The sequence below is a fragment of the Vibrio sp. J383 genome (genome assembly GCF_023503985.1).
Classification (GTDB): Bacteria; Pseudomonadota; Gammaproteobacteria; order Enterobacterales; family Vibrionaceae; genus Vibrio; species Vibrio splendidus.
On record NZ_CP097294.1, the window covers coordinates 135994 to 151217 of the forward strand.

Here is a 15224-nt window from a genome sequence, read left to right on the forward strand (position 1 = left end):
AATTATGAGCACCCTAGCAAATCAAGCTACGAATACCAGTAGCAATTCTAATAATAAGAATAGTAGTAGCGACTATAAAAAAATCCTCAGTACTATGAAAGGTCACCTGCTTTTTGGTACATCACACATGCTACCTTTCATCGTAGCCGGTGGTGTTCTGCTGGCTTTAGCTGTCATGGCATCAGGCAAAGGTGCAGTTCCAGCAGACGGCTTGCTGGCAGACATCTCTAATATCGGTATCAAAGGCCTTGTTCTTTTCCCAATCATTCTTGGCGGCTTTATTGGTTACTCAATTGCAGACAAACCGGCGCTAGCGCCAGCGATGATCTCTTCTGGCATCATGGCTGATATGGGCGGCGGCTTCCTTGGCTGTATCGTGGCAGGCTTCATCGCAGGTGGCGTGGTGTTCCAACTTAAGAAGATCCCGCTTTCTGCAAACATGACAGCGCTGGGTGCTTACTTCATCTACCCGCTTCTAGGCACGTTAATCTCTGCAGGTATCGTTTTGTGGGGCATCGGTGAGCCAATCAAACTGTTCATGTCTTCTATGAACGAGTTCCTAGCTTCAATGGCAGGCGCATCTAAGATGGTTCTAGGCACAATCCTTGGTGGTATGACAGCGTTTGATATGGGCGGCCCTATCAACAAAGTAGCAACCCTATTTGCTCAAACTCAAGTAGACACACAACCGTGGCTAATGGGCGGCGTAGGCATCGCGATTTGTACACCACCTCTAGGTATGGCATTGGCGACTTTCCTATTCAAAAACAAGTTCTCTAAACAAGAGCAAGAAGCAGGTAAAGCAGCAGCAATCATGGGTTCTATCGGTATCTCTGAGGGTGCTATCCCATTCGCAGCAAATGACCCAATGCGCGTACTTCCTTCAATCGTTGCCGGCGGTATCGTTGGTTGTGTGTTCGGCTTCATGACAGACGTTCTACTGCACGCACCGTGGGGCGGCTTAATTACTGCACCAGTATCAAGCAACATTCCAATGTACGTCGTCGGTATTGCACTTGGCTCACTAACCACAGCCGTTATCGTTGGCTTCTGGAAACCTGTAGCGGTTGAAACCGAAGAAGACATGATTGAAGCACCAGTACAAGCTCAAGCGGCTCCAGTAGCAGGCGAAGGCGAGTACGACATCGTAGCAGTAACATGTTGTCCTTCTGGTGTTGCACACACCTTCATGGCCGCAAAAGCACTAGAGAAAGCAGGTTTAGCAGCAGGCCTTAAGATTAAGGTAGAAACACAAGGTCAAAACGGTATTCAGAACCGCATCAGCGACCTAGATGTGGCTAACGCAAGGCTGGTTATCTTGGCTCACGATATTCAAGTGAAAGACGCTCACCGCTTTGCTAACGCGAACGTGATTGAATGCTCGACTAAAGAAGCGATGAAGAAAGCCGCGACTATGGTCGCTATCTAAAACCTGAAACAAGTTAGAAGATAAAATTACTACCCCCTAGTAACTAAAATCCCCATTCGTTTTGTCAGCGAATGGGGATTTCTTTTCATAGAACAACTCGTAGGAGCAACAAAATCAACTCTTAGGATCGAACGTCTCTTCGGTTTCTAAATCGAACAGGTGACATTGGCTTGTGTTGAAATGCAGCACCGTTTCTTCACCACTGTTTGCTGTGCGATCTGCATCGAAAGGCACTCGTGCCACCAGCTTGTCAGCACCGAGTTTAAAGTAGAGATACAGCTCGTTACCCATCGACTCGACCACATCAAGCTTGTGCGTTTGGGTATTCACCTCCGACAACGGCGCATCATGATTAGCCAGCTGAATGTGCTCAGGACGAACGCCAAACCACAACCATTCACCGATCTTCTCTTGAGCGATAGCTTGCTTGTCTTGTGGTAGCGTCCAACGTGCGCCACTTTCCGATACCACGTTCATTACGCCGTCAATCTCGTCGACTCTCACCTTGATAAGATTCATCGCAGGCGAACCAATAAAGCCCGCGACAAACTTATTTGCTGGGTACTGATAAAGATTCATTGGCGTATCGACCTGCATGATCTCACCTTGATTCAATACACAAATACGATCGCCAAGGGTCATCGCTTCCACCTGATCGTGTGTTACGTAGATCATGGTGGCATTCTGCCCTTCTTGTTTTAGGTTGTTGTGCAGCTGCGCAATGCTGACACGAGTCGACACACGTAGCTTTGCGTCTAAGTTAGACAACGGCTCATCAAACAGAAATACATCCGGCTTACGTACCATGGCACGACCTAGAGCCACACGCTGCCTTTGACCGCCGGACATTTCACCTGGCTTGTTGTTCAGCAGATGTTCGATATCGAGAGTCTTGGCTGCATCTTCAATTCGCTCATTGATTTCATGCTTTGGCAGCTTCTGCTGCTTAAGGCCAAAAGCCATGTTTTCGTACACCGACATATGCGGATAAAGCGCGTAGTTCTGAAACACCATGGAGATGCCACGATCTTTAGGTGGCAGCTCATTCACACGCTTATCGCCAATGTAGACATCACCTTCTGAGATATCTTCAAGGCCTGCGATCATACGAAGCGTGGTGGATTTTGCGCAGCCAGACGGCCCAACAAACACCATGAACTCGCCTTCGCGAATATTCAGATCGACGCCGTGCACGGCCTTAAAACCATTTGGGTAGGTTTTCTCTACCCCTCTCAGTGTGACTTCAGCCATAACCTGTCCTTAAATCAATTCGTTAAATACTATCTTTGTAATCTGTCGTGAAACTCTTTAGCCACGTTCTTGCAGTTGGTTGAGCTCAAAATGGGCAACTGATGCGATAACCAAATCTGCCACTGGTTCTAACTCGCTGTGTTGCGCCGTGCCTGTAAGCACGCCTACATTGCTTGCGCCTGCATTACGGCCAAACTCCATATCTGAAACCGTGTCACCAAACATGATCACTTCATGAGGCTCGATGCCACACTGTTCACAGAAGGCATTGAGCAGTGCTGGCGCTGGTTTAGGCTCGATATCGCCATCGGAGTAACCGACATAATCAAACATATCGCTCAAACCCGATTGCTCTAGCGTGTAGATGGTTGAGTCTTTGGTATCTGCGGTTGCGATGCCTAAAATCATGCCTTGCTGCTTGAACAAACCGAGTTTTTCAGTCACACCCGGTAGGGCTTCAATCCAGCTTGGATTCTCTTCGACTTCGTCATTGAACGCCGCTTTCGTTACCTTGGTGAACTCAGCAAGCGAGACATTAGGCTGCAGCATGTTGAACCACGCTGTCGCGGTATCTTCCACTGGGTTTGAGGCTAATAGTCCATAGTTATCAACCACATCACCTTCCACGCCGATGGCCAAGAGTAACTCAGCAGGTGTGACATTTTGATTACCTTGATGCTGGTCACTATAAGGTTTCACACGCTCACAAGCACCACGAGAAACGTTAAGCCACATCTTGTGGAACTCTAACAATGTGCCGTCTTTATCAAATAACATCGCCTTAAACTTCATCACGGCTCATTCGCTCCATTAGTTCTCCCCAAGTACGCACTAAGGGTTGGTTAAATTCTGGTTGTTTACCGTCAAATACGGCATTGATGCAGCCTTCAAATTCATGCTCGTTAGATGAAGGTTGAGTAGTGTTCATTAATGCTGAAGAAAGCTCCCCACGACGAATATCGACTCGACACCAACGGTACCCTTTCTCAATATGGATACTTTGGAGCTCATCACTCAAAGCGATTCTATCGACAATCTCGCCATCAACCACGCACTCCGCGTAGTAAGGGTTTTCTGAATCAGTGACTGCGACACGATAACTAAGCGCCTGCCCTTGAGAGTCGTTACCCGGAAACAAGTCACCCAAATTGATATCAAACTTCAAGCCGCAACGACGCTCTAAATACACTTGTCCGTTACGCAGACCAGACAAGATGCCTTTGCCACTCAAACCATGGCTGTAAACGAAGGTTGATGGGTCGCCATAGATTGAAGGCTCATCCGATTTAGGATTACGCTCATGCGGCTCAAGGTGTGAATCGCTGCCGCCAATCGCCGTAATGCGCTGGCCACAATTCCACATTTCATTGAGAACCAGTAACGCCTCTTCGGTCGCTTTCGGTGAGGTCGACCAAGTTGGGTCACAACACACTTCAAACGTCGAAACTTGGCTGAGATCCACTTGATCGTAATGCCAATGCCACGGCTTCATCATCGGGTGATTAATGCCAAGGGAACTGTGTCCGCCATTGTGTCCACTTCTAGCTAAGCACAATCCGGCTTCCATGGTTGCTTGACTGCTGTGTTCAACGTTTCTGAGATCCAAAGACTTAACCGGGCCATGCACATTGAAGTGCCCGAGATCGGTCGTCACTTCTAACGCAGGTAAGAACAAACATTGGTTTGATACAGGCAACTTAGGCTGACAAATGTTGTGCTCAGTGAAAAAGAAGAAATCGAGCCCTTGTGATTCCACAATATCTTTAGCCGCAGCTAAGGTATTGTGACCATCAGAAAGCTGAGTGTGAGCGTGTAAATCACCACGATACCAGCGAGAATCAGAGCTCAGCATGTGGCTGTAATCAAACTCGATATCGTGATCCATTGTGACTGTTGGGTTCAGTTCTAGCTCACTCTCAATTCCGTCAGTACCTAGCTCATTAAAATGATTAACTAACTCATCAGTGCAAAGCACATCGACTTGATACTGCATCGCACGTTCGGTTCGAAACTCACCTTCAAGGTTATAAAGTTCTAAGAACCACTCGCCCGATGGAATGGCACCATCAATCGCGCCTAGCCCTGAGTCTTGCTGTTGAATAGTGAGTGACTTGTGCGCCTTTTCAAACAACACCTTGCCACGAAACGCTTGGTTGGCATCGTATGCCGCCGCGTACAAGAATCCTTTTTTAACCGTTGTACCAGTAATGGTTACGCAGTGATAACCTGCTGGCACATCGAAAGGGATACGTACTCTGCCAAACGGCAGCTCACCTTGAAATTGGGTCATTGTCTTCACCAAATTCGTCCTAATTGAAGGACTGGGTCAAAAGAGGCCCACCCGAAAAGATGGGCCTTTGTTAGTTCATCGTTCGTTGTTCGCTATTTATAACTAGGAACTAGAAGCTCATAGCTAGCGACAAATTTTAATCACGAGCGTTTACTGATTAAGAACGATTAGCTCGGTCTAGTGCGCGTTGTGCTTTTTTAGCCGCTTGTTTTAGCGCTTTGTCAGCAGGCACATTTTGGATTTGAATCTGATCCGCGGCCACTTTCAACGCATCCATGATCTTACCGTTAGTAGGGTCTAGGAAGTCTTTGGTCGCCGTGTTTGCTTGCTTCAAAGGAATCAGAGCTTGTGGGTTGTCTTTAGTGAACGCTTGGTATTCTGGTACTTCAGAAACACTGTTACGTACTGGGATGTAACCCGTAAACATTGACCATGCTGCGGTGTTCTTCGCATTGGTATAGAACTCAACAAATTCAAATGCGCCTTTCGCTGCCGCTTCATCTGTGCCTTTTGGCATCACGTAAACCAGCGCACCCGCTTGTGGCGCAGAAGGGTTTGATCCCCAACCTGGTTGTGTGGTTGCTGAAAGCTTAGTGAAGTCCAAGTCGCCTTGGTCGCCCGATGAACCGGTGTAACCAAGTGCGTTGTCTTTCATCACGTCATCAATGGTTTTGTACCAGTATTCCCAACCTTGACCACCGTAATGAATACGCATGATTTGATCATCGTGGATCCATTTACGGAAGCTGTCCCACACCTCAATCCATTCAGCAGAATCAATTAGCACTGTTTTGCCGTCATCACTGATGATCTTCGCGCCGTTAGAGAAAGCCGCGTCAATCATGTTGTCTTGGCCCCACATCGGCTCCCAGCCATAAAACGTCACTTTGCCTTTCTCATCACGCTGTGTGACTTTTTCAGCGACCTTAGCCACGCCTTGCCATGTGTTTAAGTCTTGCTCGGTAAAGCCGTTATCTGCCAATACTTGCTTGTTGTAGTAAAACACTTGGGTTGTGCCGTAAGCAGGCAAGCCGATGATGGTGCCATCGTCTGCGGTCACTTGATCTTTAAACGCGCCAATGAAATCAGAGAAGTTAAACTCTTCATCCATGAAAGCCGTTAGGTCGCGGCTCAAACCACGTCCGTGCATCGCTTCCGCACGACCTGAATCTAACAACACAAGTTCAGGCGCTGTTTTCGACGCCAAGCCAGCTTGTAGCTTCTGGTAGGTTTCCGTGTAGTTACCTTGTAATGCTGGCTTCACCACATACTCATCTTGGCTTGCGTTGAACTCTTCGATGAGCTTAGTCATCATTTGCTGTGGCTTAGTACCACCGGAATACCAGAAGTTAACTTCGGTTGCGGCAAGAACACTGCTAGAGAACATAGACGCGCTTGCTGCGCCAGCACACACTAGTGCGAGAGTTTTTAATTTCATTTCCGTTTACTCTTTTACGCCGTTATCGGCGATACCTGAAAGAATCGTCTTTTGACAAATGACGAATAGAATTAACAAAGGTAAGACTGCAATGGTGCTCGCCGCCATAATTTGCGACCAGTTCAATCCATAGTTACCTTCGGCAATAAAGTAGTGACGAATCCCGGTCGCAATCAGGTTAAGATCCTGAGTGGTGATAACCAAGCTAGGCCACATGTAGCTGTTGTAATTGGTAATAAAAGTGATGAGGAACAGTGTTGCGACTGCTGCTCGGCATTGCGGTAAGATGATTGCCCATAAGATTTTGAGCTCACCTGCACCATCAATTCTTGCCGCTTCAATCAGCGACGGATGCACCTTGATAAACACTTGGCGTAGATAAAACACTCCGAAAACTGATGCCGCGTTCGACGCCACCAATCCCATGTGTGAATCCAACAAGCCCAGTTTTGCCAAGGTGATATAAGACGGAATGTACGTCACTGCGCCCGGCAGCATGTAACAGCCCATCACGATGAAATAGAGCACTGTCTTCGAGCGAAACTTCAACTGCGTGAGTGCATAAGCAAACATCGCCGAGTTCACAATCACCAACAGCGTAGTAAACAAAGCCACGCTAAAACTGTTGAAGATGTACAAACCAAACGGCGCGCTGTGAAAGGTTTCGACAAACGTTTCCCAACGAAACTGCTCTGGAATCAAGTTCAGCGGACTAGCAAAAATTTCATCATTGGTTTTCAGAGAACCAGACAACATCCATAAGAACGGGAACACCATAATGGTTCCGCAGGTTGCCAAGAACAGGTGCTTAGCCAGTGCGATAAACGAACGGCGATCCACTGAGCTTCTCTTTGACGCAATCTTTGATTTGGTCACTTTCATTTGGACTGTGACTTTAGATTCAGCAGTTCTTTGATTTAAGACTTGGTTGGCATCCAATACTTGCGTGGTCATAATTCTGTCCTTTCAAAAATCGACTAGTAGTACACCCAGCGCTTGCCAATGTAGGTATTAATAAGTGCCAACAATCCAGTAATCAGGAATATCACTAACGATGTTGCGGCTGCAGGTCCCATTTCGTAACGCTCAAATGCTTGTTGGTAGAACAAGTACAACAAGGTACGAGTCTCTCCGCCTGGGCCGCCTTGCGTTAAGATCTGGAACTGATCGAACGCCTGCATTGCTGTAATAATGTTGACCACCACCAAGAAGAATGTAGTTGGGGAAATCAGCGGCAACGTTATCTTCAAAAATCGCGTTAAGCTGCTGCAACCATCAATCAAAGAGGCCTCATACAGTGACTCCGGAATCTTGTTGAGTGCACTGATGTAAAACAGCATCGTCCAACCAATCGCCTGCCAAACCGTCACGATAATCACCGCAATCAAGGCTGTGTTTCCGTTTTCTAGCCATGGAATCGCGCTAAACCCTGCCGACTCCAATAAGTGGTTTGCCAAGCCCGATTTAGTTTCAAAAACCCAAGACCAAACAATCGACACCGCGACGGTTGGTGTAATCCAAGGTGAGAAGATCACCGCACGATAAAACTGGCTGCCCTTGAAGTTTTTGTGTAACAACATGGCAAACACAAGCCCAAGAATGATGGTGGGAATCACCACACCAACCGAGAACCAAAACGTGTTGAGCACTGCTTGAATAAACTCGTAGTCCTCAACCATGTACTCGTAATTTTCTAAACCGATGAACGAATAATCTGGCGAGATGTAATCCCAATCGGTGAAGCTGATGTAAATTGAATAACCAAATGGTACGAGCCAAAAAGTAAACAGTGGCACCAACAACGGTGCAGTAAATAGCAGTACCTTTAAGCGGTTTTTCATTGGTTGTGAGAAAGCACTCATGGTGACCTCGTCCTTATTTGTATGCAGTTAAACTAAGTGTTTTTTATGACAGGTTAGTAAGAGCGCCCTTCATTTTTTTTATGGCTATCCATAAGAAAATGTTTACTCCAGTTCACCATCTTCCATCTGGTGATAGAGCCAATCACAGAAGAAATTCACCTTCGCGCTGCGACTGTGTTTGGTAATGAGATAGTGGGCAGATTCAGCAGGCATCAAGGATTCACTTGCTAATACAAGGTTTTCTTTCCTGAGCAATTCAGACACTGCAAGCGAACGCACCAGCAACATTCCAATGCCATGTTTGACCGCCTCTAAGGCATGCAAAGAGTTACTCACTTCAAGCAGAACTTTCGGTAAAGTCATCTCGAATTGGTTATGACTGAGCCATTGCAACCAGTTCTCTCGGTAGCCTTTCACCTGAACCGTCGGCAAAGCAGCGAAGTCGGGCTTGCTGAGTAATTCTTGATGATCGGCTTTGAATTGAGGGCTACACACCAACTGCCAATGTTCTTGAAACAGTCGCTCGCAATGGGTGTCTTCGCTTTCGACCTTGCCGTTAGTCAGTTCGATATCGACATTCTGGCAAGGGTTAGTTGATGGCCAGTCCACCAGCTGAATATCGAGCCTGATAAAAGGGTATTTCTTATAGAAGGCTGGCAGTCGAGGTAACAGCCAGTTATGACAAAAGGTGTGGTTTACGCGCAGGCTCAACACGTCGGTTTCTTTTTCACCGAACAAGATCTGAGTCTGCAATTTAAGGTGAGCAAGTGAACCTGCCACAATCGGTTGATAATGCTGAGCAGCTGACGTCAGCTTTGCGCCTTTAGAGCTGCGTTCAAACAAGGTGGTATCGAGGAAGGTTTCTAAACTTTTGAGCTGTTGGCTAACCGCCGCTTGCGTGACACAAAGCTCTCGGGCAGCCGCGCCAATGGAACCAAGACGAGCAACAGCTTCGAACGCAACAAGGGCGCGTAGAGGGGGTAACATGGCTTCACCTGATTGAAATAAAAGTGAAAAATACTTCAATCAGGTTTCAGTTTTTTGCGGTTCTAGTTACAGATTAACGACGAAGGGACATTGATCAGATATTTATGATCAACGTCCCTTTTCTTCTATTTCTTATTTCTATTTTTATACTCAATGCCTTCGCTTCGTCATATCAGAGCTCGCATCAAGCTTATCTATTCTTTGATATAAAGATCCTTAGAATAGATACGCCCTTCAACGTTGTTCTTCGCAAAGCCACCGACATTTGGTCGCACTAGGCGAGCCTGCATGTAGTAATAGATTGGCGCGATAGGCATATCTTCAGCCAGTAACTGCTCGGCTTGATCATAGAAACCTTGGCGATCTTGCTCATTGGTTGCGGCTAATGCGCTATCCATCGCTGAGTCGTACTTGTCGTTGTTGTAACGAGCAAAATTACCCGATGACTCAGAGCGCAATAGGCTCAAGAAGGTCGACGCTTCATTGTAATCGCCACACCAAGAAGCGCGCATCACATCGAAGTCACCTTGACGACGTGATACTAGGTAAGACTTCCACTCTTGGTTTTCAAGTTCAACTTGCGCGCCTAGGTTGCCTTTGAGCATTGAAGCGATGGCCACTGCAATCGACTTGTTCGACTCGCTGGTGTTGTAGAGCAATTTGAAGTCCAATGGGTTAGACGCATCGTAGCCCGCTTCTTTCAACAGCTCTTTCGCCTTTTGGTCCCGCTCTTTTTGTGTCCATGTGCTGTATTCAGGCTGAGTCGCATCAAAGCCTGCTGTGTATTCATGAGCAAAGGTATAAGCCGGCAAGTTACCCACCTGAGTTACACCATTGGTGATCACATCACGCATCATGGAATACGACACCGCTTTACGCACTCGCGCGTCATCAAATGGAGGACGTATAGTATTGAATGCGTAGTAGTAAGTACACAGCAGAGGGACGGCGGTATAAGCGTCTTGGTATTTGATTTTAAGCTGTTGCGCCATGTGTGTTGGTACGTCAGACGTGATATCAACCTCGCCCACCGCATAACGGTTAATCGAGGAATTTTGGTTCTCAAACGGAATGTAAGTCACTTGAGTTAGGTTCGTATCTGAACTGTCCCAATAGTTAGGATTCTTCTTCAGTTCAATCCGTTCGTTAACCACCCACTCGTCTAAAACAAAAGCACCATTCCCCACAAATTGCTTAGGATCGCTCCACGGCTTGTCGCTGTTTTCTAGCGTTGTCTTGTGAACTGGCATCATTGAGGTGTGGCCTGTCATCGCCACAAAGTAAGGCACTTTACTATCAAGCTCGAACTTCACCGTGTGTTTATCGACAGCAGAGATACCTAACTCTTCAACGGGCTTCTTACCTTCCGCCACGTCAGCAATATTGCTGATTTGAGTAAGTTTAAGATACCAAACATTCGGCGAAGCCAGTTTCGGGTCAACCGCTCGTCTTATCGCATACACGAAATCATCGGCCGTCACTGGATCTCCATTCGACCATTTAGCATCTTTACGCAGGTGGAATACAAACGTCTGGTTGTCTTCGGTTTCCCAAGATTCCGCAACACCTGGGGTGATATTGCCATCGCGATCTTGGATCACTAAACCTTCAAATAGGTCGCGTAGAATGTGCATTTCAGGCAAGCCTTCTGCCTTCGCAGGATCGAGTGTCGCAGCTTCTGCATCATTGGCACGCACCAAGTGTTGCTCTTTCGCCAGAGAAGTTCCGGCAGGCAATGTTTCAGCAACGGCAGTTACTGATATAAAAGGGGTCAATAGAGATGAAATGAATAAAGCCGTTGAATGTTTCTTAAAATCCATGTTTTTTTGCTCTCCTAGCCTATCTTTGAAGCAAAGTAATAAAATTAACAATGCGACGGTTGACGAGTTTTGACTCTATGGTTTATTTAATAGAGGTCATCTAAATAGTAGTGACACTTTGATACTACTTGATCAATCAGGAGATTAAGGTGAGTTTAATTCCAAGAACGGAAAGAGCTGCGTTTTCGATAAAGCCGCTGTCATATGGAAAATCGGGGTTGGGTGCGCCTTTGCTCTATTTCCCCGCGCAAATAGAAAGTGAATCTCGCGGACTGATTTTAGCAGGCACACACGGCGATGAAACCGCATCTATCGCAGGTTTGTCTTGCGCCCTAAGAAGTTTACCTGCCGCCAACTTACGACACGATGTGATCCTGTCGATGAACCCAGATGGCAATCAACTGGGCACTCGCGCCAACGCTAACCAAGTCGATTTGAACCGCGCCTTCCCGACTAAAAACTGGACAGAAAACGGCACCGTCTATCGCTGGAGTTCTCACACCCCAGTCAGAGATGTAAAAGTAAAAACGGGACAAGCCAACCAACTTGAACCTGAAGTGCAGTCGCTCATCAACCTCATCGAACAGCGCCAACCTAAATTCGTCATCTCTTTCCACGAACCACTCGCTATGGTCGACGACCCAACCCAATCAGAACTCGCCATTTGGCTGGGTAAACAGTTCAACCTACCACTTGTCGAAGACGTCGATTACGAAACCCCAGGCTCATTCGGCACTTGGTGCCAAGAAAGAAACCTACTGTGTATTACCGTAGAACTACCGCCCGTTTCTGCGGATTTGACTATCGAACAGTATTTAGATGCGTTTGTGGCAGTGTTGGGGTGTGAGGAGATTGGTTAGACAAACACGCTTTTGGACAATTCCGAGTTGCGTTTTTGCTAAATTAGAAAATAGTCAATAATTACAAGTATGGAAAGTCCAAATCGCTTAACAAAGTGTCCTGTCTATCTGGTACAGGTCTATATTGGACGAGCCGTATGATTAAAGCTGTTGAAGCATGGAGCCGCCTTACCATATCAGCCAGAATTCTGTCGTTATGTAACTATGCAAACGCACTGCTAAAAAGAAAAATGGTTATCTGCTACTGCGCAAAATACAAACTGACCAACGCTCGAGTTGAAGTAGGGAATGTATCTATTGGCTTACTCAGACGTAGAGCCCGAGGGGAGAGATACGGATTACTTTAAATTGAAGATAAGACAAACATCTGTTCCTTACGCTCATTCAACCTTTTACCCAGAGTTCAAGCTCATGTAAGTGGAGAAGAACCGAAATATTCATCTATTCTTCGAATATTAGCTTTTACCACAACATCTCTTATATTTTTTTTCGCTTCCACAAGAACAAAGACTATTTCTTCCTATTTTTATATGATTAGTAGCTAAGTTTGATTTATGACCCATTCGTGAGTATAAGTATTCAAGGTTTTCTTTGATTTGCATTGTATGTTCATGATGTTGGCCGAATGATGAATTCAGAATATTTAGCGACTTAGTTAAATACTCCTGTGCTTGATCGTATTTACTTAAATCGATGTAATACACACCCATTGTGTTATATGAAAATGCGACATCTATAGGGTTTGTTTTTTGTTCTAATTCCCTTATCTCCATTGCTTTTTTTATTAAAGGGTATGCTTTTTTATATTGTTTAATCTTTCTATATAATTCGCCTAAATTATTGTATACGCAAGCAGTGTCATTATGCTTATCGCCCAAGGTTGCCTCATACCCCTCCATTGCTTTAATGTATAAAGGTAATGCTTTCTTATTCTGATCCATCAATACATAGATAAACGCCAAATCATTATAACTTCCTGCGATTAGAGGGTCGTCAATTTTAAGAAATTTTTTCCTTAATAATAATGCTTTCTTAAAATTACTCAGTGCCTTTTTATAATTTTCTGAAATTTGATAAGTTTCTGCAATACCCTTATAAATATGACTTAAATCAAGATTACCATCTTCTGATATCAGCAGTTCTTGTGCTTTTTTAAAGCTCTTCAAAGATTTATTTGTATCGCCAAAAGTATTATAGGCATGACCTAAATTAGACAACGCACCAGCTAACACTCGAGGAGGTGCACTATTACTTTTTTCAGCAAGTGAACATGCCAGTTCATAATGATCAAGTGAGTTTTTATGGTCTCCTTTCCTCCTATATAGCTCACCAAATAGAGTATGGAATGGAAATAAATAAACCTCATCGATATCATTTATTATTTCATATATATTGCTTGTCATAGTTAAAATTTCAAATGAAAGATTAAACCTTCCTAATTTAGAACACACACTAGCGATCTTATTTAATAAAACAAAAGTTTCTATATTTTTAATTTCTAATGTTTTTAACGTTCTATATAGCGCTTCTAAATGTATTAATCGGCTTTTATACAACAAACCATTGTAAACATCGTCACTTTCCCTAAGAATTAGGCTGTAAACTTTTATAGGGATTTCTAAATCTATTGAGTTGGGTCTATGGAATGCGAAAAAATACTCTTTATTTATTTGATGTAATTTATACCCCTGATGATTGTTATCTTTATATTTTGACAACCACCCCTTATCCGACAAGTAGTTTAATAGGTCTTCGAAATCTGCATCATCTTTTCTTTGCAAAATAAATGCCAGGTCTGAAATAGATATGAAAGAGGACGGAAATATAGTTATTTGTTTTAAAATTAAGATTTCTTCATCATCCAAATCATCAATTGTAAATAGTTCATCTAAAAAATTTTCGAAACTTTCTTTTCTACTCATTTTTACTTTTGCGAATCTCCCATTGAGAAAGTAACCTCTTATATCTTCGGGGGTTAGTGAGCTTTTTGACTTTAACGTTCTAGCAGTTTTCTCTATAAAGAAAGTATGATTATCTAGGTAGACTAAAATTTCTTCTAATATTTTATCCTCCACTTTGTAAATGGAGTTAAATAGATTTTTTGCATCATCTACATTCATCGTGTTTAATTCAAAACACTCAATTTTATTGGTTATTTCTCTTGATGTAAAAAGTATAGTGAACCCATAATTATTTAATGACATCAATAAATCAATAGTTTCAAACTGTTTATCAACATTTGAAATATCATCAATTATTAACAGCTTATTCCCTTTCAAAGTCCTAAGCTTAGTAATTGATTCCTTTAATAAGTCATTGTTACTTTCAGAAGATAAGTTTAAAGTGTGCTTTAAATCAGAAGTGAAGCTAGAAATTCCTTCAAATATTCCATAGTAGCTATATTCACTTTCCATTTTTACTAGATATTGGTTTACAACAGAAGACTTTCCAATACCCGCAATGCCACTCATTAAAAGGGACTTTGTAATTTTTAACCTATCATCAATGGATTTTAGCTCTGTTTCCCTACCAATAAATCCTTCTAATCTGTTAACTGATTTCATACTTAACTGTCTTGGGATAATATTGCTGTTAAGATTACTTGCTAGTTCAGGGTAATATTTTAAAAAGAATTCAAAGTTTTCTATTTTATAGACATTGTTTAAATGTGACTCTATAGTTTGCCATCCCCAATACTCAACAGAAATATCTTCTGTTGATATTTTCTTTGCTTCATCTTGGATTAAGGTAGAACGTCTATGTGTCGTGAAAAATATGTATCTAGATTTTTTATTTTGGGACAATTCTTTAATTTTAGGTTTTGCTTTATTTAACTCGAAATTTAACTCATCTAGAAGTACTTTATCTTTCAGATCACTCTTACTTTTATGCTTTGATTGAAAATATATATTCCCTTCAATACTACAACCATCCAAGCCTGACTGTGATTGGCCTTTTTTTCCATATAATTGAAACTTAAAGCCTATATATATTAATTCTAAAAAATCTCTTGCGAAATTTTCAAACTGAATTTCATCTTTAATAATGGGGAAGATGTATTTTTCCATTTTGGTCCTAAATGATGCCTGGGTGTGCCATTTTTATTTAGCTTTAAGTTTATTTTACTGAACACACGAGTATAATCTTTTAGTTACATTACTATAAAGTAATGCTTTCGTTGATATAATAAATACATACTACCATGTTAAGAGATAAAAGACTGGCGTCAACATAGCAAAAAAAAATGAGGTGTGTCGTGGTTATCACATATTTATAGGTTCATCAGG

At 43.6% G+C, this 15224-nt stretch carries 11 protein-coding genes and 1 pseudogene; 3 read left to right on the plus strand and 9 right to left on the minus strand.

The genetic code is table 11. The features are described from left to right. The first annotated feature begins 4 nt into the window (after nucleotides 1-4). Nucleotides 5-1429 (plus strand): PTS fructose transporter subunit IIBC, encoded by a 1425-nt coding sequence (locus M4S28_RS17110; RefSeq protein WP_249633303.1) that lies wholly within the window; start codon nucleotides 5-7, stop codon nucleotides 1427-1429. Between the two features lie 114 nt (nucleotides 1430-1543). On the opposite strand, the gene M4S28_RS17115 is transcribed toward M4S28_RS17110, so the two are convergent. The 8 genes from M4S28_RS17115 to M4S28_RS17150 form a co-directional block, all read right to left on the minus strand. Next, nucleotides 1544-2680, minus strand: coding sequence for an ABC transporter ATP-binding protein (locus M4S28_RS17115; protein WP_249633304.1), 1137 nt, complete (start codon nucleotides 2678-2680; stop codon nucleotides 1544-1546). Nucleotides 2681-2737: 57 nt separating this feature from the next. Beyond that, on the minus strand, nucleotides 2738-3472 hold the full coding sequence (locus tag M4S28_RS17120) for an HAD family hydrolase (RefSeq protein ID WP_249633738.1): 735 nt from the start codon (nucleotides 3470-3472) through the stop codon (nucleotides 2738-2740). Then, entirely contained in the window at nucleotides 3462-4970 is a 1509-nt protein-coding gene (locus tag M4S28_RS17125; RefSeq protein ID WP_249633305.1) for a CehA/McbA family metallohydrolase, read from the minus strand. Before M4S28_RS17125 ends, M4S28_RS17120 begins: the two co-directional genes overlap by 11 nt. Before the next feature lie 157 nt (nucleotides 4971-5127). Next, nucleotides 5128-6408, minus strand: a complete 1281-nt coding sequence (locus M4S28_RS17130; RefSeq protein ID WP_249633306.1) for an extracellular solute-binding protein — start codon at nucleotides 6406-6408, stop codon at nucleotides 5128-5130. A 6-nt stretch (nucleotides 6409-6414) separates the two neighbouring features. After that, on the minus strand, nucleotides 6415-7362 hold the full coding sequence (locus tag M4S28_RS17135; protein ID WP_249633307.1) for a carbohydrate ABC transporter permease: 948 nt from the start codon (nucleotides 7360-7362) through the stop codon (nucleotides 6415-6417). 23 nt (nucleotides 7363-7385) lie between these two features. Then, a complete protein-coding gene (locus tag M4S28_RS17140; protein ID WP_017074494.1) occupies nucleotides 7386-8270 on the minus strand; it encodes a carbohydrate ABC transporter permease in 885 nt (294 codons plus the stop codon). 102 nt (nucleotides 8271-8372) lie between these two features. Beyond that, the gene (locus tag M4S28_RS17145; protein ID WP_249633308.1) at nucleotides 8373-9257 is read right to left on the minus strand and encodes a LysR substrate-binding domain-containing protein; all 885 of its coding nucleotides are present in this window, start codon (nucleotides 9255-9257) and stop codon (nucleotides 8373-8375) included. A gap of 194 nt (nucleotides 9258-9451) precedes the next feature. Further along, complete coding sequence (locus tag M4S28_RS17150; RefSeq protein ID WP_249633309.1) at nucleotides 9452-11077, minus strand: ABC transporter substrate-binding protein; 1626 nt, start codon at nucleotides 11075-11077, stop codon at nucleotides 9452-9454. A gap of 149 nt (nucleotides 11078-11226) precedes the next feature. On the opposite strand from M4S28_RS17150, the gene mpaA reads away from it, so the two are divergent. Both mpaA and M4S28_RS17160 read left to right on the plus strand, forming a co-directional pair. Then, complete coding sequence (gene mpaA / locus M4S28_RS17155) at nucleotides 11227-11937, plus strand: murein tripeptide amidase MpaA (protein WP_249633310.1); 711 nt, start codon at nucleotides 11227-11229, stop codon at nucleotides 11935-11937. A 137-nt stretch (nucleotides 11938-12074) separates the two neighbouring features. Then, nucleotides 12075-12354: pseudogene (locus M4S28_RS17160) on the plus strand (transposase); the annotation flags it as partial. A gap of 38 nt (nucleotides 12355-12392) precedes the next feature. Here the strand turns inward: M4S28_RS17160 and M4S28_RS17165 are convergent. Further along, on the minus strand, nucleotides 12393-15005 hold the full coding sequence (locus M4S28_RS17165) for a tetratricopeptide repeat protein (protein WP_249633311.1): 2613 nt from the start codon (nucleotides 15003-15005) through the stop codon (nucleotides 12393-12395). Nucleotides 15006-15224: the final 219 nt, after the last annotated feature.